Below are 16,724 nucleotides of genomic sequence, written 5' to 3' on the forward strand. Positions count from 1 at the left end.
TGAAACCGGCGTAGAAGCCGGTCCAGGTGAACACCGGCACCGGAATGAACACCGGTGGGGCAGCGCGACGCGGAAGGTCGGCTGCGAAAGCGGAGCCGGCAAGTGCGATGCCGGCGAGGGCGGTTGCGCCCCGAACGAAGGATTTCATGGTCTCTGGTCCTCTAAATCTGTGCACCGCCGCTCGTTGGGAGGACGTCCGGTGCAGTTCCCCGTCTTTAGTTCAGCAGCGTCGAAGAAGCTGTTGCTTTACGGGCACGCCGACCGCAGTGAACGCGGCCCCTTTGTGGCAAAACCCGTTTGACCTCTCGGCTACTTGCACAAAGAACACGCGCGAACGGCCAAGGTTCAATTACGGCCACGCTTTTCATGTCACACGACGTTGACAAATTGTCGCAGGTCTTCCGGGCCCGATCAGACCGCGAGGGTGATGGCCGAAATCAGGCGGCCGTAATCGGGCTCGCCGCGATGGGTCGTACGGCGGAAGCTGTAGAACAGCTCCGGATCGGCATAGGTGCAGCGGCCGAGATCCGAAGCCCTCCCGACGCCCGCCTCGGCCAGCCGCATGAGGATGAAGCCCGGCAGATCGAACTGGGCGTGATCCGGCCGCGCTCCGGGGCCGAGGAAGCGCTCGAATCCGGGGGCTTCGACCCGGAACCGGGCGATGAAGTCCGGCCCGACCTCATAGGCGGGTTGCGTGATGGTCGGCCCCAGCACGGCGACGATAGCGGAACGGCTGGCGCCGAGCCCTTCCATGGCGCGGATTGTCGCTTCGACCACCCCGGTGAGCGCGCCCTTCCAGCCGGCATGGGCGGCACCGACGACCCGATGGACCGGATCGGCGAACAGGATCGGGCCGCAATCGGCCGTGGCGATCCCGAGCGCCAGGCCCGGTACCCGCGTCACCATGGCGTCGGCCTTGGGCCGGTCCGCCAGCGCGATCGGCGCCTCGACCACCACGACCTCGGCGGAATGGACTTGGTAGAGGCTGACGAGGTGATCCGATCCGACCTGGAGATGCTTTCCCATGCGGTCCCGGTTTTCCGCGACGCGGTCCGGCTCGTCGTTCGAACCGAGCCCGCCGTTCAGCGATGCGTAGAGCCCTTCGGAGATGCCGCCCTTCCGGGTGAAGAAGGCGTGTCGGATCATGGGGAGGGCGGTGAGTTCGGGCGCTTCGAGGAACATGGCGGCCTGTCGGTCCAGGGACGGAGTACGACCGATAGCGTGTTCCACCGCGCAGGACGACCGTCACCGAACCGTGCCCGCGGGGGACGCTCCAGGCCGGGACGTCCCGAACTCGTTAACGTTTACGGTTCGTTAAGTATGTTTTGGTGCAATGCTCTCGAAGCCGAGGACGCACCCGATGTCGGAACCAGCCCGTCAATACCCGAACCACGACGCCGTCGCGCGGCCCCAGCCGGGCCCTCTCCGCGATTGGCTCGCGGCCATGAAGGCGGCCACCAGCGGACAGCCCGCCGCCGAGATCGAAGAGCCGGTCGCCGAGATCGCGCCGCCGGCACAGAACTGGACGCCCCGCGTGGTCGCGCGGCCGGTCCCCAAGGGCGCGGATGCGGTCGAGGAGGACGTCTCCGACCTCATGGCCGAAAACCTGATGCTGAAGGCCAAGCTGCACGTCGAGGCGGATCGCTACGATGCGCTCCAGGAGGTCCTCGCCCAGGAATTGCGGTCCTTGCGGGCTCATGTCGAGGACGAGATGCGCGAACTCGACGAGGTTCGCGCCGAGCGTGATCGCCTCAACGAGGTTCAGGCGCGCTTCATGACCGATCTGCGCGACGTCCGCGCCAAGATGGAAGCCGAGGCCGAGGTGCTCAAGGACGTCCGCGCCGAGCGCGATCTCTGGATCGCGCGTGCCGAAGCGTTGGCCCAGCCGCTGTTCCAGAAGCGCTAGACATCGTCCCGAAAGGCGGCGTGGAGCGGCTTCAGACACCTGAAAAGCCGAAGGGCCGCCCCATCGGGGCGGCCCTTCCATTGCCGAACCACTTGGTCGTCCGGCCGAACCCGTCAGAACGGCGCCCTGATGCTAGAAAACAGCACCGGAGGCGACGGTCCAGGTCCGATGAGCCGGAGAGAGCGGCTGATGACAATGAGACACTGGATCACCTCCTTTCGTTCGTTGCGATGCGTGAAAGCTAGGGTGTCGATCTGGATTTGAAAAGGTCCGCGGCTGCGCCGTCTCGCCGCTCCCTCGCCGGGTTTGCCGGCCTCAGTGCCGGATCCGCGTCGGGTCTGTCGCGTTTTCTTTGCGTCGGCCGGGTCCACCGAACCGGAAAACCCTCTAAACGGGTCGGACCCCACACGGAGCGGGGCGGTCCGCCGGCCGGGCGACCCGCTTCGCACGGTTACGGATGTCGAGACCTCGATGCCTCCTACCCTGCGTATGCCGGTGCCCTCCGAGGGGCGCGACGATGAGGCCGCCCTCGACCCGGACGCCATGCGTCAGCCTCTGCCCGACGCCTGGTACTGCGTCGGACGTTCGGACTCGCTGAAGGCCGGAGCAGTGCGGGCCGTCGAACTCAACGGCGAGCAGATCGTGCTCGGTCGCGACGCGGACGGTGCGCCGTTCGCCCTGCGCGACCGCTGCCCGCATCGGGGCATGGCCCTGTCGAAGGGGCGTTTCGACGGCGCGTCCCTGACCTGCCCGTTCCACGGTTGGCGCTTCGGCACGGATGGACGGTGCCGCGACGTGCCGACGCTGTCCTCTTCCGACGCAGCCGATTTCTCGAAGATCGCCGTACAGCGCTTCCCGATCCAGGAGAGCGCGGGCTTCGCCTGGGTCAACCCTTATCTCGGGCCGGTCACCGGCGCCGACCGGCCGGCCCTGCCCGAGCTCGGCTTCATCGCCGCCGGCTCACTGGTGGTCGAACTCGTGGTGGAGGCGTCGTTCGATCTGACGACGCTCAGCCTCGTCGATCCGGGCCACGTCGCGTTCGTCCACGATTCCTGGTGGTTCCGACCGTCCAAGGCGCTGCGCGAGAAGGTGAAGACCTTCACGCCGACCCCACACGGCTTCACCATGACCAGCCATGCCACCACCACCAGCTCGCCGATCTACAAGCTGCTCGGCGGCGCGCCCGCGGTGGAGATCGAGTTCCGGCTCCCCGGTGTCCGTCTCGAGCGGATCGAGGCCGGCACCAAGCGTGTGGCGAACTACACCTTCGCGACGCCGCTGACCCACAACCGCACGATGCTCACCAACGCCCTGTACTGGAACATGCCGGCGCTCAACCTGCTCAAGCCGCTGGCATACCCGCTGATGCGCCAGTTCCTGACGCAGGACCAGCAGGTGCTGCAGCACGCTCAAGCCGGGCTCGACCGCAAGCCGACCATGGTGCTGTTCGGCCAGGGCGACCTCCCATCGCAATGGTATTTTCGCCTCAAGCGCGAGGCGCTCGCCGCTGCGCGCGACGGGCGAGCGTTCCACAATCCCCTCGCACGCCAGGAGTTGCGCTGGCGCTCCTGAAACCTTTCGGGCTCTCGCCTCGTATCTGTCGACTTGATGTCGACGAGCGAGAGGAAGAGCGCTTTGGCAAAGCCGCACTATGTCGTCCGGCGCAGTCGTATGGGCCGTTTCAACTTCACGCTGCTGGCCGCGCATGGCCGTATCACCGGAGTCGTCGTGGTTCCCATCGAGAACCGGACGAAACAGGAGATCGAGCAGGAGGCCCATCGGAAAATCCGTGCCCTTGCCGGCGAACTCGCCAACGCCACCGAACAGACCGACCCGATTGCATGCGATCTGGAAGCTCGGCCGCTTGACGGAACGACGCACGCCGCCATCTGAGGTCGATGAAACGGCATGGTCTGATCACGGCGCTCAGCGCCGCTACGGTGATGACGCTCGGCGGGGTCGGTTACGCCGCACACAAGCGTAACCGCAATCCGTATTATCGCGGTCCGGTCAGCGACCATTTCGATGGCGTCCGTTTCCACGGTCCCGACCAACCGCCGGACAAGGATCTGGCCGACATCGCCAAGTGGCAGCGCAATCGCCGCCGTGAGCCGTGGCCGAAGCTGTTTCCGAGCCCTTATGCGGACGTTCCGCCCGAGCGATACGATGGCCTACGGGTCACCCTGATCGGCCATGCGAGCTATCTGTTCCAAGTCGCCGGCCGCAATATCCTCGTCGACCCGGTGTTCGCGAAGCGCGCCAGCCCTTTGCGCTTTGCCGGACCCAAGCGTGCGAATCCACCGGGGATATCGTTCGCAGACTTGCCGCCCATCGACGTGGTGCTGATCACGCACAATCATTACGACCACCTCGACGGGCCGACCGTCGCGCGGCTCTGGCAGGTTTACCAGCCGCTGATCATCGCTCCCCTCGGCAACGACGCGATCCTGCGCGCCTACGACGACACCCTGCATGTGGAGACGCGCGATTGGGGTGAATCGGTCGACCTCGGCGGCGGCATCACGATCCACCTCACGCCCGCCAACCACTGGTCGGCCCGGGGACTCAACGATCGACGCATGGCTTTGTGGTGCTCGTTCGTGCTGACCACCCCCGTCGGCGTGCACTATCATTCGGGGGATACGGCCTTGCGTGACGGCGCGATTTTTCGCGATGCCCGGACCCGGTTCGGACCGCCGCGTCTCGCGACCCTGCCGATCGGCGCCTACGAGCCGCGCTGGTTCATGAAGGACCAGCACATGAACCCAGCGGAGGCAGTGGAGGCCGGGCTCATGCTCGGTGCCGACCAGATGCTCGGGCACCATTGGGGCACTTTCCAACTCACCGACGAGGGCGTCGAGCGGCCGATGGAGGCGCTCGCCGTGGCCTGCGCGGAGAACGGGATCGCCCCGGAACGCTTCGTGGCCCTGCGGCCGGGGCAGGCGTGGGAGGGATGATACGGATTCCGGTTGATGACCTCGGCTGGCCCAAGCGCAACAGGCTCCCTCTCCTTTCAGGAGAGGGAGCCTTTGGTTGCCAGTGACCGAAGGAATTGAGCGGCGGCGGTATGAGGCGCGTTTGTAGCTCTGGGCGACACGTTGTCTCCGTAGATCCACAGTGACGGAACGGCCTTTCCGGCGCCGAAAGCTTTGGCTCCTTCGATCAGGGCCTCAGCGCCGACCTTACAGCTCGATGTGCGCAGCCCTCCGTGGAAGTTCACCACCGCTTGGATGCGCGGGTCCCCGAGACCGCCGACCGCCAGGAAATTCCAGCCGCCGAGACTTTCTCCGGCGACAACGATGCGTTTCGCGTCGATCTCCGGGTCCTTGGTGATTTCGCTCAGAGCCGCCAGGATATCCTTGGCGTTCGCACGCCCCAGCGTATCCAACCGTAGCCGAAGCGACTGTCGCTAGAGGATGAACCGGCTCAAATCCGCGTTCGCCGCCAGGCTCTCCACGCGGGATCGCACATAGGCGGCGTCGATCGGCACGGTCTCGCCCGACCGATCGGTGGCGGTGAAGGAGATCTCGTCGATCACGCGCTCCAGCACGGTCTGGAGGCGCCGGGCGCCGATATTCTCCACCGAGTTGTTCACATCGACCGCCACGCGGGCGATCGCGTCCACGGCATCGTCGGTGAAGGCGAGCGTGACGCCCTCCGTCGCCATCAACGCCACGGTCTGCTTGAGCAGGCTCACCTCCGTGGTGTTGAGGATCTGCTTGAAATCCTCGACGGTGAGTGGCTGCAACTCGACGCGGATCGGCAGGCGTCCCTGCAGTTCCGGCAGCAGGTCCGAAGGCTTCGAGACGTGGAAGGCGCCGCTGGCGATGAACAGGATGTGGTCGGTCTTCACCGGCCCGTGCTTGGTCGCCACCGTGGTGCCCTCGATCAGGGGCAGAAGGTCTCGCTGCACCCCCTCGCGCGACACGTCGGCCGAGGAGCGGCCCTCGCCGGCGCAGATCTTGTCGATCTCGTCGAGGAAGACGATGCCGTTGTCCTCGACGTCGCGGATCGCTTCCTGCGTGAGGGATTCGGAGTCGACGAGCTTGTCGGATTCCTCCGCCAGGAGAGGCGCGTAGGCGTCCTTCACCGTCATGCGGCGCGGCTTGCCCTTCTGGCCACCCAGCGCCTTGCCGAGCATGTCGCCGAGGTTGACCGCGCCCATCGAGGCGCCGGGCATGCCGGGGATCTCGAACATCGGCATGCCGGCATTGCCGCTGGCGGCGAGTTCGATCTCGACCTCCTTGTCGTCGAGTTCGCTGGCGCGCAGCTTCTTGCGGAAGCTGTCCCGGGTCGCCGCACCGGCGCTGGGTCCGACCAGGGCATCGAGGATCCGCGCCTCGGCTGCGGCTTCCGCCTTGGCCTGGACAGTGCGGCGTTTCTCGTCGCGCTTGAGGCCGATGCCGACCTCGACGAGGTCGCGGACGATCTGCTCCACGTCACGGCCGACATAGCCGACCTCGGTGAACTTGGTCGCTTCGATCTTGAGGAAGGGCGCCCCCGCGAGCCGGGCGAGACGCCGGGCGATCTCGGTCTTCCCGCAGCCGGTGGGGCCGATCATCAGGATATTCTTCGGGGCCACCTCCTCGCGAAGCGGGCCGGTCAATTGCTGCCGGCGCCAGCGATTGCGCAGGGCGATGGCGACGGCGCGCTTGGCATCCGCCTGCCCGACGATGAAGCGATCGAGTTCGGAGACGATCTCGCGGGGAGTAAAGGTGGTCATCACGCTCCGAGGGGGTGCGGCAGCCGAGCTGCCCAGGGGCGGGGGAGGGCGCGCAGAACCCGCTTGCGAAGGGGATGCCAGCCGGCGCTCAACACCAGAATGAACGCACCGAGCACCAGCAGGCTCGCCGGCAGGATGCCGCCCGAGAATCCGGCCTTGCGGATCAGAGCGCCGAAGGCGAACCCGGCATAGGTCAGGCCCGAGACCAGGATCGCCCGTCGGTCGGTGGCGAGCGCGACCGCAGTCAACAGCACGACGATGCCGAGGACCAGGATCGCGTCGGCCCCGCTCGCCCCATCGGTCAGAGCCACCGTGCCGAGGATCGGATGGACGATCAGCGGTGCGGCGAGGAGGTGAAGCCAGAACGCGATATCGGTGCGCCGCGTCACCCGCTGCGGGTCCGACATGTCGAAGCGCATGGCCAGGGCAAACACGCAAAGCCCGGCGCCGAGCAGGAGCAGGTTGGCATAGGCCAGGGCGATCCCGGGTGCGAATGCGGTGGCGAGGGCGACCACCAGGCCCACGAGAGCGGCCGCACCGGCCGCCACCGTGATCGGTACGGCAAAGCGATAGTAGTGCCCGACAACGAGCAGAAGCGTCGCGAGCGAGGCGCCGGCCACCGCCAGCGGTGCGGTGTCGAGGGCCAGGAGGACGTCGGACGGCATCGCGCCGAGGTCGGGTCCGCCTGTCAGGGCGGTAAGGCCGAAGCCAGCTGCGGAAAAGGTCGAGACCGCGAAAATCGCCAGCAGGACGATGCTCGGTAAGGCCATGCGGCGATGCCGGGTGAAGAACTCGGCGAGGCCCCAGGCGAGAGCCGCCACGAGGGCATAGCCACCAGCGGGACGGAGCTGATCGATTCCGAAAAACGCCGCCGTGCCGAGGAAGAGCAGCAACCCGATGGTGACGAAGATATCGGCGAAGCCGGAGACGAAGCGCAGGCGCTCGTCGTCGCGCGGCAGATCGGCCACCTCCGGCCGCTCGGCGTTCAGGCGGTCGAGGGCGACCGCCTGATCCTGAGTGATGATCCCGCGCGCTACGGCGCGGAGGAGCAGGTCTGAGTTTTCAATCTGTCGCACGTCGCCGATCTAAGCGCCCGGCGGTCCGCTTTCCAGGCTCTTGTCCAATCAGGCGGCCCGGATGCTGCCGACGAAGCTCTCGACCTCGCTACCGACGAGGCCGGATTGGCGACTCAGGCGCTCGGCCGAGGCGAGAACCTGCGCCGCGCCGGCGCCGGTCTGGACCGCTGCCGCCTGAACCTGCGCCATGGTCTGCGTCACCGAATAGGTCCCCTGAGCGGCATCGCTGACGCTCCGGGCGATCTCCTGCGTGGCGATCTGCTGCTGCTCGACGGCCGCTGCCACGCCTTGCGCGATCCGGTGGACGCCGCCGATGGTCGACCCGATCTCGGCGATCGCACCGACGGTGTCGCGGGTAGCGTCCTGGATGGTGGCGATCTGCAGGGTGATCTCGTCGGTGGCGCGGGCGGTCTGGGCGGCGAGGCCCTTCACCTCGGCGGCGACCACGGCGAAGCCACGCCCGGCCTCGCCGGCACGGGCTGCCTCGATGGTGGCGTTGAGGGCCAGCAGGTTGGTCTGGCCGGCGATCTGCGAGATCAGCGCGACCACGTCGCCGATCCGGGCGGCGCTGTCGGCCAGCACCTGCACCCGAGCCTGGGTGCGCGTGGCGCCCGCCACTGCACCGGCAGCCGCGGCCGAGGTCTGGTCGACCTGGAGGCCGATCTCATGGGCCGAGGCAGCGAGTTCTTCGGTTGCGGCTGCCACGGCTTGGACGTTCTGCGCGGTCTCCTGCGCGGCGGCCAGCACCGCGTGCGATTGCAGGTTGGTCTGCTCGGCATTGTCTGCCATGGCGCGCGCGGCTTTCTCCATCTCGGAGGCCGATCCGGTGAGGTTCGTGACGAGGCCGCCGACCTTGCCCTGGAAGCGGTCCGCGAGTTCATTGCGCTCGGTATGGCGTCGTGCATTGGCGAGGCCGGATTCCTGGCCTTGCGTCTCGCGCAGGGCCTCGGCCTCCTTCATCGTGTGCGCGAACACCTGCATGCTGCGCCAAATTCCGCCGATCTCGTCGCGGCGCGGCGCCACGACGGGCAGAACGTGATTGCCTTCGGAGAGGCGATGGATCGCCGCCGAGACTCCGGCGAGGGGGCGCGCGATCTGGCTGTTTCCGACGAAGCCGCCGATCAGCAGACAGCCGAGGGGACCGCCGATGGCGAGGGCCACGAGGAGGACGAAGCGCTGCGAATACAAAGCGTCGGTGGCGGTCTCGATGTCTGCGAGCCGGTTCTGGCTCTTCGACACCAGCGCGTCGATGCTGTCCTGGTAAGCCTGCCGGTTCGTCCGGTTGGCCTCGTTGAATCCCTGATCGGCAGCGGCCTTCGGCGAGACTTCGGTGCCGAGGCGCGCCGTCTCCATCCGAAGCGGCGTGAACGCCGCCGCACCATCCACGACCTTCGCGAACAACGCCTGTTCGTCCGCCGGGACGTTCGGAGCCGAGGCCTTCAGCAGGGCGTTCATGCCGTCGAGGCTCTTGCGCAGGCGCTCGGCATATTTCACCGCATCGGCGGTGTCCTTCGCCGCGTAGATGCCGCGCGCCTCCAGCACCACCGTGGTCACGAAGCGATTGAGCGTCACCGCGTCGATCGAGCGCTGGGAGGCGTGACGGGCCTGCTCGATGGCGGAATGGAGCGTGTTCAGCGAACTGATCGCAACGCCGGCGACAATGAGCGTCACCGCGCTACACGCGAAGACGAAGGCCAGAATTTTCGCCCTGATTGTCATTGTCGGTGGGTTCCCTAGACACACGTTCAAGGTGTCTAGGATGAATCTTGAAATGGACGGTTAACCGACGGCAGTTCTTAGCCGCGCTACGCGGTATCCAACGTTTCGATGACGAGACTGCCGTTCGTATAGACGCAAATCTCCGCCGCAATACCCATCGCCCGGCGAACGATGGCTTCCGCGTCGTGAACGCCATCTTCCAGGGCCCGCGCAGCGGCGAGCGCATAATTGCCGCCAGAGCCGATCGCCATCACGCCGTGCTCCGGTTCCAGCACATCGCCGGCTCCCGAGAGAAGAAGGCTGACCTCCCGGTCCGCCACCAGCATCATCGCCTCCAGGCGGCGCAGGTAGCGGTCCGTGCGCCAATCCTTGGTGAGTTCGACGCAGGCGCGGGTGAGCTGGCCGGGATATTGTTCGAGCTTGGCTTCGAGCCGCTCGAACAGGGTGAAGGCGTCCGCTGTCGCACCGGCAAAGCCGCCGATCACCGAGCCCTTGGCGAGGCGGCGCACCTTGCGCGCATTGCCCTTCACGATGGTCTGCCCAAGGCTGACCTGCCCATCGCCGCCGATCACCACCCGGCCGCCCTTGCGGACCATGAGAATCGTAGTGGCATGCATCTGCGGCGGGCCGGAATCGTTCTGTGCCAAGGGGGGCTCCTGATCGGTCTGGGCGAACATTTAGGAAGTCGCGCGCGGGAACGCCACAGGTGGGGTCCGGCACCACCTCCCTGGCGAGCCGGTGCTTTTCGTCATTTCAGCGACCATCCCGACAAATCGGGGCACTAGTCCGGGGCCGGGCTCTGTGCGCGGCGACGTATCAGCCGCGGCCGCCAGACGCCGAGAACGACATTGGCCGTGGCGATCGCGAGCAGCACCCAGAGCGTGTTGCGCTCGGGGCCGAGCGTCTCGGCCAGGATCTGCGGACTAATTTCGCCAGCCAGTGCACGGGCGCTGAGTTCGGCCTCCTGCTGCATCGGACCCAGAACACCGACGAAGCCGCTTTCGAAAACCAGGATGCCGGTGGCGGCCTTGAGCCAGACCCAGCCGGCGCTGTGAAAGCCGCGGTTCGCCGCGATCGCGAGCAGGCCGGCAACCAGCGTCACTCCTAGCGACGGGAAGAAGATCCACGTGGCGATCATACTCATCGCGCCGCGGATCAAAGCATAACCGGCCAGAGAGGTCGGCGGAGGCGCCATGCTCAGCAGTACCAGCAGGGACGCCATCGCTCCCATGAGGCCGATGGCCCCCATCGTGTGGAGGAACTTCAGGAGGCGTCGCAAGGCTTCTCAACACCCGCTTCGGTCGGACCACCGAAATGCTAACGCACGTGACGACACCGCGATAGCGTGCCGATCATCACGGGTTGGACGTTGCGGCCCCTCATGCCCGTTCGGGTGAGGGCGCGCCGGTATACGCGGCTGCCCTACACCACCACCGTGATCGACTGCGCCGCCCGGGTCAGGCCGGTATAGAGCCAGCGGGCCCGGTGCTCGCGAAAGGCGAAGGATTCGTCGAACAAGACCACGTCGTCCCATTGCGATCCCTGCGCCTTATGGACGGTGAGGGCGTAGCCGTAGGTGAATTCGTCGGTCTCCCGCTTGAGGAAGGCCGGGATCTCCTCCTCCGATCCCGACATCACCGCGCGGAGCACTTTGATGTCGATGGGGCGACGGCGCAGGGCCGGGTCGTCCTCCGGCACCACGTCGAGGCGGATGGTGTCGGGGCGCTGTGCCGCGCGCTGCGCATGGACGGTCCAAGTCGAGCCGTTGAGCAGGCCCTTTGTGCGGTCGTTGCGCAGGCAAACGAGCTTTTCGCCCACCGCCGGCATCGGGTCGGTGTGACCGGCGATCTCGCGCAGGCGGTTGTTGTAGAGCCGGCGGGTCTTGTTCATGCCCACCAGGACCTGGTCGGCGGCAATGACGTGGGCCGGATCGATGTTCCGGCGCGAGACCACGCGGCTGCGGCCATACTCGCCGATGGTGAGGCGGCCGCCTTCGCGGATCGTCATCGCCATGCGGACGATCGGATCGTCGGCGGCCTGGCGATGCACCTCGGTAAGCATCACATCGGGCTCGGCCTCGGTAAAGAACCCGCCGCCGCGCACGGGCGGCAATTGCGCGGGGTCGCCGAGAACCAGCACCGGCCTATCGAAGGACAGAAGGTCGTTTCCGAGATCGGAATCCACCATCGAGCACTCGTCGATGACGATCAGTTCGGCCTTCGAGACCGGACCGGTACGGTTGAGGGTGAAGGCGGGGCCGCCTTCCTCGGTCTCCTTGGTGCGGTAGATCAGGCTGTGGATCGTCGCGGCGTCGTGGCAGCCCTTCTGGCGCATGACGGAGGCGGCCTTGCCGGTGAAGGCGCCGAACACCACGGTGCCGTCGACATCGTCGGCGATGCGTCGGGCGAGGGTGGTCTTGCCGGTTCCGGCATAGCCGAACAGGCGGAACACCTGACCGCCGCCTCCCTTGCGCCAATCGGCGATGGCTTTCAGCGCCGCGTCCTGCTGGGGCGCGAACTTGGTCGGCAGGTCGGCCGTCACGGCCACCGGACCGTGGGCGGCAGCGAGGACAGGATCGAGGCGACGTTGCCGCCGGTCTTCAGCCCGAAGATGGTGCCGCGGTCGTAGAGCAGGTTGAACTCGACGTAGCGTCCGCGCCGGACCTGCTGCTCCAGCCGGTCCTCCTCCGTCCAGGGCTTCCCCATGTTGGCCCGCATGATCGCCGGATAGGCGCTCAGGAACGCGCCACCGACGTCGCGGGTATAGGCGAGGTCCGCCTCCGGGTTACCGGTCCAGTGATAATCGTAGAAGATACCGCCGATGCCGCGCGGCTCCTTGCGGTGCGGCAGGTAGAAATATTCCTCGCACCACGCCTTGTAGCGGGCGTAATCGGCCGCCGGGGCGTGGGCGTCGCAGGCTGCCTGCATCGCCGCATGGAAGGTCAGGCTGTCCGGGTCATCCTGGTTGCGCCTGCGCTCGAGGACGGGGGTCAGATCGGCGCCGCCGCCGAACCAGGTTTTCGTGGTGGCGACGAACCGGGTGTTCATGTGGACGGTGGGCGCGTTCGGGTTCCACGGATGCGCGATCAGCGAGATGCCGGTGGCGAAGAAGCGCGGATCCTCGGACGCCCCGGGCATCTGTGCCCGGAATTCCGGTGCGAACTCGCCGTGCACCGCCGAGACGTGGACGCCGGCCTTCTCGAACACCCGGCCCTTGAGCATCGCCATGGTGCCGCCGCCGCCCGGTTGGCCGGTATGGTCGGTGCGCTGCCACGGGGTTTTCACGAAGGTGCCGGCCTCTGTCGGCGCATCCGCATGGAACGGTCCGGTGGCCTCCGCCTCGAGGGTTTCGAGAGCGGCGACGATCCTGTCGCGCAGGGTGGTGAACCACGCTGTCGCTTGGCCCTTCAGCGCGGTGATCTCGGCTTCGGGCAGGGCGGGCGGTGAGGGAGCTTGGCTCGTCATGGGAAGGGATTTCCCATCCCGCCGCCCGGCCGTCAATTCGCGAAAGGCGGTCTCAATCCTTGCCCACCGACATCAGCAGCCGCTCGGTCTTGGCGTCCTCGATCCGATTGACCATGCGCCGGCCCTCATGGACGTCACGCAGGGTCTTCGTCGCGGTGATGCAGGACTGAACCAGCATGATCACCCCCATGGCGAAATAGCCCTTCATCCAGATGTCGATGGGCATGAACAGGATGCCGAGCGCCACCATGGCGGCGGCCCCCAGGAACGACGCGTAGGTGAAGGCGACCCAGGCGCCGGAATGCTGCGTGGTCTCGTTATTCATGGTGGGATTCCCCGGATGCGATGCGTGTTCGGACGGCGTGATGGTAAAACTGTCGCGTCAGGCGTGATCGTTCGGCCCGGCCTCGGCGCGGCGGCGCAGGCGATCGAGAATCGTGCTTCCGGCCGGGCGGGTGCTGCGGCCGAAGCCCTCTCGCTCCAGGCGCTCGGCGATGTCGGTGCCGGGCTCTGCTTCCGCCAGCGCGGCTTCGGTGTCGGCCGCCGCGTGCTGGAGGTCCCGGAGGCGGGCTAGCGTCGCCTCCGCCTCCCGGAGGGTGGCGCGGTCCTGGGGCGTCGCCGTGACGCCGAGGCGGCGGGCAGCTTCCGCTGCGGCGGCGATGCGGCGGCCACGCTCGAGCTCGCTCTGGCGCCGCGTCGCATCGGCGACCACGGCCCGGATGCGGGCCAGCTCCTTCGCGAAGCGCACCCGCGCCGCGCGGATGGCGTCGCGCTCGGCCTCCAGTTCGGCGATGGCATCGGCAGCCTCGCCGGCGAGATACTCACGCCCGGCCTTCAGGGCGGCCAAGGCGCGCTCCTCGAGATCGACGCTGCGGGATTCGACCTCGGCGAGGCGGCGCTCCTCGGCCTTGTCGCCGGCCACCGACGTGGCCAGCGCCAACCGGCTGCGCTCCAGCGACGCGCGGGTCTCGCGAATCTGCTGGTCGAGGATCAGCAGGGCGTTGCGGTCGATGATCTCTTCACGCGCCTGCGCGGCCGCGCCGCGTGCCAAGGTCCGAAACACGTTGAACATGGGCTGTCTCCCGATCGACGAGCGGTGCCGTCGCCATCGGTTGTGCCACGGTTTGAACGGCGTTCAAGTGCGAATATGCACGCCGTTCAAAAGCGTCATTGCATGCCCGTTGTCTGCCGCAGGCCTTCGCCGAGGATCAGCGCGGCGCAGACCGCGACGTTGAGCGAGCGAAGACCCGGTCTGATCGGGACCACCACCCGCGCATCGGCTGCCGCATGGACCGCCTCCGGCACGCCGGCGGATTCGCGTCCCATCAGGAGGCAGTCGCTGGGGCCATAGGCGAAGTCGGTATACGGAAGGGCGCCGGTGGTGGTCGCGAGCACGAGCCGGAGGTTCGCCTCGCGGCGCCATGCCTCGAAAGCGGTCCAGGACCGGTGCCGGGTGATCACCACCTGATCGAGGTAATCCAGCCCCGAGCGGCGCAAGTGCCTATCCGACACGTCGAAGCCCGCCGGCTCGATGATCTCCACCGCAACACCGAGGCAGGCGGCCATGCGCAGAATCGTGCCGGTGTTCTGCGGGATGTCGGGCTGATACAGAGCAAGGCGAAGCATCGGTGTCTCATTCCTCGTGCGGCATCGCCCCCCGGTTGGCAGGGCGCCGCAACCGCCTAGCTCTAGGCTTGCCGCCGCAACCGGATTGTCACGACATGTTCCTCGACTGGCTCGAGCGCCGCATCGATACGTTCGCGCCCTTCGACGATGAGCGCATGCCCCCCAAGACCGTGACCGGCTTTGCCGGCTTCTACCTGAAGCCGATGCGGGCGGCACTGGCCGTGCTGTTCGTGGTCGCGCTGCTGGCCGGTACCGTCGAGGCCTCGCTCTACCTGCTGATGGGCTGGTTCATCGATCTGCTCAACACCGCCGACCGGGCCACGATCTGGGCCGATCACGGTCTCAGGATCATGCTCGCCGCCGGTCTGGTGCTCGTGGTGCGGCCGATCACGATCTGGCTGCACGAAATCCTGTCGAACCAGCTCATCGTTCCGCAGGCGACCAACCAGATCCGCTGGCGCACCCATCTCTACACGCTCGGCCACTCGCTCTCGTATTTCCAGGCGGATTTCGCCGGGCGTCTCGCCAACCGCGTGGTCCAGGTCGGTCCGGCGGTGCGCGAGCTTGCGGTCGTCTTCATCGATACGCTGCTGTACGTGGCGATTTATGCCGTCACCGCCATCGGCCTGTTCGGCTCGATCTCCCTCTGGCTCGCCCTGCCGGTGGTGCTCTGGGTGGTGGCCTATGCGGCTTTGACCCGGTGGTTCGTGCCGCGGGCCCGCACGCGCTCGCTCGCCACCGCCGATACCCGCTCGGCCCTGATCGGCCGCATCGTCGACAGCTACACCAACATCCTGACGGTGAAGCTCTTCGCTCGCGACCGCGAGGAGCGCGCGGCGGTGCGCGATGCCGTCGACGTCCATACCAAGGCATATCTGCGCCAGTTTCGGCTCGTCAGTTCCACCACGACGCTGCTCGGTATCCTCAACAGCATGCTGGTGGTGTCCACGGCCGGGGTCTGCCTCGCCCTGTGGCAGCGCGGCGGCATGACCACCGGCGAAGCGGCGGCCGGTCTTGCCTTGGTCCTCCGCCTGATGGCGATGTCGGGCTGGGTGATGCAGACCGTGCGTGGGATCTTCGAGAATGTCGGCGTGATCCAAGAGAGCATGCAGACGATCTCGCGTCCGCACGGCATCGTCGACCGGCCGAATGCCGCCACCCTGGCGGTGACCGGCGGCGATATCCGCTTCGAGGACGTCAGCTTCCATTACGGGCGCGGCGACGCCAGCATCATCGAACGCCTGAACCTGCATATCCGCGCGGCCGAGAAGGTCGGGCTCGTCGGGGTCAGCGGCGCCGGCAAGACCACCATCACCGCGCTGCTGCTGCGCCTGCACGACCTGGAGAGCGGGCACATCCTCGTCGACGGTCAGGATATCGCGGGCGTCACCCAGGGCTCGTTGCGTAGCGCCATCGCCATGGTCACGCAGGATACGTCGCTGCTGCATCGTTCGATTCGCGACAACATCGCCTACGGCCGCCCCGATGCGACCCTGGAGGAGGTCACGCATGCGGCCCGCCTCGCCGAGGCCGATGGGTTCATCCGCGACCTTGTCGATCACAAGGGCCGCCGTGGCTACGACGCGCAGGTGGGAGAACGGGGCGTGAAGCTCTCGGGCGGACAGCGCCAGCGCATCGCCATCGCGCGCGTCATCCTTAAAGATGCGCCGATCCTGATCCTCGATGAGGCGACCTCGGCCCTCGACAGCCAGGTCGAGGCCGCGATTCAGGAGAGTCTCGACACGCTGATGCAGGGCAAGACCGTGCTGGCCATCGCCCATCGCCTGTCCACCATCGCCGCCCTCGACCGGCTCATCGTCATCGATGCGGGCCGAATCGTCGAGGAGGGCAGCCATGCCGAACTGATCAGGAGCGGCGGCCTCTACGCACGCCTGTGGGAACGCCAATCCGGCGGTTTCCTCGGCGACGCCTCGCCGTCCTTCGAGGACGCCGCGGAGTAACGGGGGCCTCAGGACTAGCGGATTCCCCCTCGGAATGTGCTTTCCCACACCCTGACGCTGCGCGCCCGAAGTGCGCCGTGCCGGTTCGAGGCATGGCTATTTCCGCGCCACCGGCATGCACCGGATACGGGCAATCCAAGAGCGCGAATTTCGCTTTGCAACCAGCGGATCAGACGTCTATCGCGGCCCGAGCTGCTTAGTGATTAAACAAGCTTTGCTCATTCCATGCTCATTGAGCATGGGTGCCCT

The 16,724-nt window shown here is 67.0% G+C and carries 17 protein-coding genes; 5 read left to right on the top strand and 12 right to left on the bottom strand.

The features are described from left to right. Positions 1-411: 411 nt before the first annotated feature. On the bottom strand, positions 412-1,182 hold the full coding sequence (gene pgeF, locus G3T14_RS17335; protein ID WP_163643789.1) for a peptidoglycan editing factor PgeF: 771 nt from the start codon (positions 1,180-1,182) through the stop codon (positions 412-414). A gap of 178 nt (positions 1,183-1,360) precedes the next feature. Between pgeF and G3T14_RS17340 the strand changes: the two genes are divergently transcribed. From G3T14_RS17340 to G3T14_RS17355, 4 genes are all read left to right on the top strand, one after another. Then, positions 1,361-1,906 (top strand): hypothetical protein, encoded by a 546-nt coding sequence (locus G3T14_RS17340; protein WP_163643790.1) that lies wholly within the window; start codon positions 1,361-1,363, stop codon positions 1,904-1,906. A 471-nt stretch (positions 1,907-2,377) separates the two neighbouring features. Continuing rightward, positions 2,378-3,478 (top strand): aromatic ring-hydroxylating dioxygenase subunit alpha, encoded by a 1,101-nt coding sequence (locus G3T14_RS17345; protein WP_246733401.1) that lies wholly within the window; start codon positions 2,378-2,380, stop codon positions 3,476-3,478. A 36-nt stretch (positions 3,479-3,514) separates the two neighbouring features. Then, complete coding sequence (locus tag G3T14_RS17350; RefSeq protein ID WP_163643788.1) at positions 3,515-3,799, top strand: hypothetical protein; 285 nt, start codon at positions 3,515-3,517, stop codon at positions 3,797-3,799. A gap of 5 nt (positions 3,800-3,804) precedes the next feature. Beyond that, positions 3,805-4,863, top strand: coding sequence for an MBL fold metallo-hydrolase (locus G3T14_RS17355; RefSeq protein ID WP_163643791.1), 1,059 nt, complete (start codon positions 3,805-3,807; stop codon positions 4,861-4,863). Positions 4,864-4,919: 56 nt separating this feature from the next. Here the strand turns inward: G3T14_RS17355 and G3T14_RS17360 are convergent, their stop codons facing one another. The 11 genes from G3T14_RS17360 to G3T14_RS17410 all read right to left on the bottom strand — a co-directional run bounded on the left by G3T14_RS17360 (position 4,920) and on the right by G3T14_RS17410 (position 14,514). After that, entirely contained in the window at positions 4,920-5,294 is a 375-nt protein-coding gene (locus G3T14_RS17360; protein WP_163643792.1) for a dienelactone hydrolase family protein, read from the bottom strand. A 21-nt stretch (positions 5,295-5,315) separates the two neighbouring features. Beyond that, a complete protein-coding gene (gene hslU, locus G3T14_RS17365; RefSeq protein WP_163643793.1) occupies positions 5,316-6,629 on the bottom strand; it encodes an ATP-dependent protease ATPase subunit HslU in 1,314 nt (437 codons plus the stop codon). Then, positions 6,629-7,705 (bottom strand): hypothetical protein, encoded by a 1,077-nt coding sequence (locus G3T14_RS17370; RefSeq protein ID WP_348645298.1) that lies wholly within the window; start codon positions 7,703-7,705, stop codon positions 6,629-6,631. The genes hslU and G3T14_RS17370 overlap by 1 nt, the downstream gene beginning before the upstream one ends. A 48-nt stretch (positions 7,706-7,753) precedes the next feature. Further along, positions 7,754-9,424, bottom strand: coding sequence for a methyl-accepting chemotaxis protein (locus G3T14_RS17375; RefSeq protein WP_163643794.1), 1,671 nt, complete (start codon positions 9,422-9,424; stop codon positions 7,754-7,756). Positions 9,425-9,510: 86 nt separating this feature from the next. Further along, positions 9,511-10,071 (bottom strand): ATP-dependent protease subunit HslV, encoded by a 561-nt coding sequence (gene hslV / locus G3T14_RS17380; protein WP_163643795.1) that lies wholly within the window; start codon positions 10,069-10,071, stop codon positions 9,511-9,513. A gap of 134 nt (positions 10,072-10,205) precedes the next feature. Beyond that, entirely contained in the window at positions 10,206-10,703 is a 498-nt protein-coding gene (locus tag G3T14_RS17385; protein WP_163643796.1) for a hypothetical protein, read from the bottom strand. A gap of 143 nt (positions 10,704-10,846) precedes the next feature. Continuing rightward, on the bottom strand, positions 10,847-11,965 hold the full coding sequence (locus G3T14_RS17390) for an ATP-dependent RecD-like DNA helicase (RefSeq protein ID WP_163643797.1): 1,119 nt from the start codon (positions 11,963-11,965) through the stop codon (positions 10,847-10,849). Continuing rightward, complete coding sequence (hemF, locus tag G3T14_RS17395; protein ID WP_163643798.1) at positions 11,962-12,888, bottom strand: oxygen-dependent coproporphyrinogen oxidase; 927 nt, start codon at positions 12,886-12,888, stop codon at positions 11,962-11,964. Before hemF ends, G3T14_RS17390 begins: the two co-directional genes overlap by 4 nt. A 52-nt stretch (positions 12,889-12,940) precedes the next feature. Next, positions 12,941-13,213 (bottom strand): YiaA/YiaB family inner membrane protein, encoded by a 273-nt coding sequence (locus tag G3T14_RS17400; RefSeq protein WP_163643799.1) that lies wholly within the window; start codon positions 13,211-13,213, stop codon positions 12,941-12,943. A gap of 57 nt (positions 13,214-13,270) precedes the next feature. Next, positions 13,271-13,960: a PspA/IM30 family protein gene (locus tag G3T14_RS17405; protein WP_163643800.1), complete on the bottom strand. Its 690-nt coding sequence runs from the start codon at positions 13,958-13,960 to the stop codon at positions 13,271-13,273. Positions 13,961-14,055: 95 nt separating this feature from the next. Then, positions 14,056-14,514: a tRNA (cytidine(34)-2'-O)-methyltransferase gene (locus tag G3T14_RS17410; protein WP_163643801.1), complete on the bottom strand. Its 459-nt coding sequence runs from the start codon at positions 14,512-14,514 to the stop codon at positions 14,056-14,058. Positions 14,515-14,609: 95 nt separating this feature from the next. Between G3T14_RS17410 and G3T14_RS17415 the strand changes: the two genes are divergently transcribed. Beyond that, a complete protein-coding gene (locus tag G3T14_RS17415) occupies positions 14,610-16,475 on the top strand; it encodes an ABC transporter ATP-binding protein (protein WP_163643802.1) in 1,866 nt (621 codons plus the stop codon). Positions 16,476-16,724 lie beyond the last annotated feature (249 nt).

This window comes from Methylobacterium sp. BTF04 (genome assembly GCF_010692745.1).
GTDB lineage: Bacteria > Pseudomonadota > Alphaproteobacteria > Rhizobiales > Beijerinckiaceae > Methylobacterium.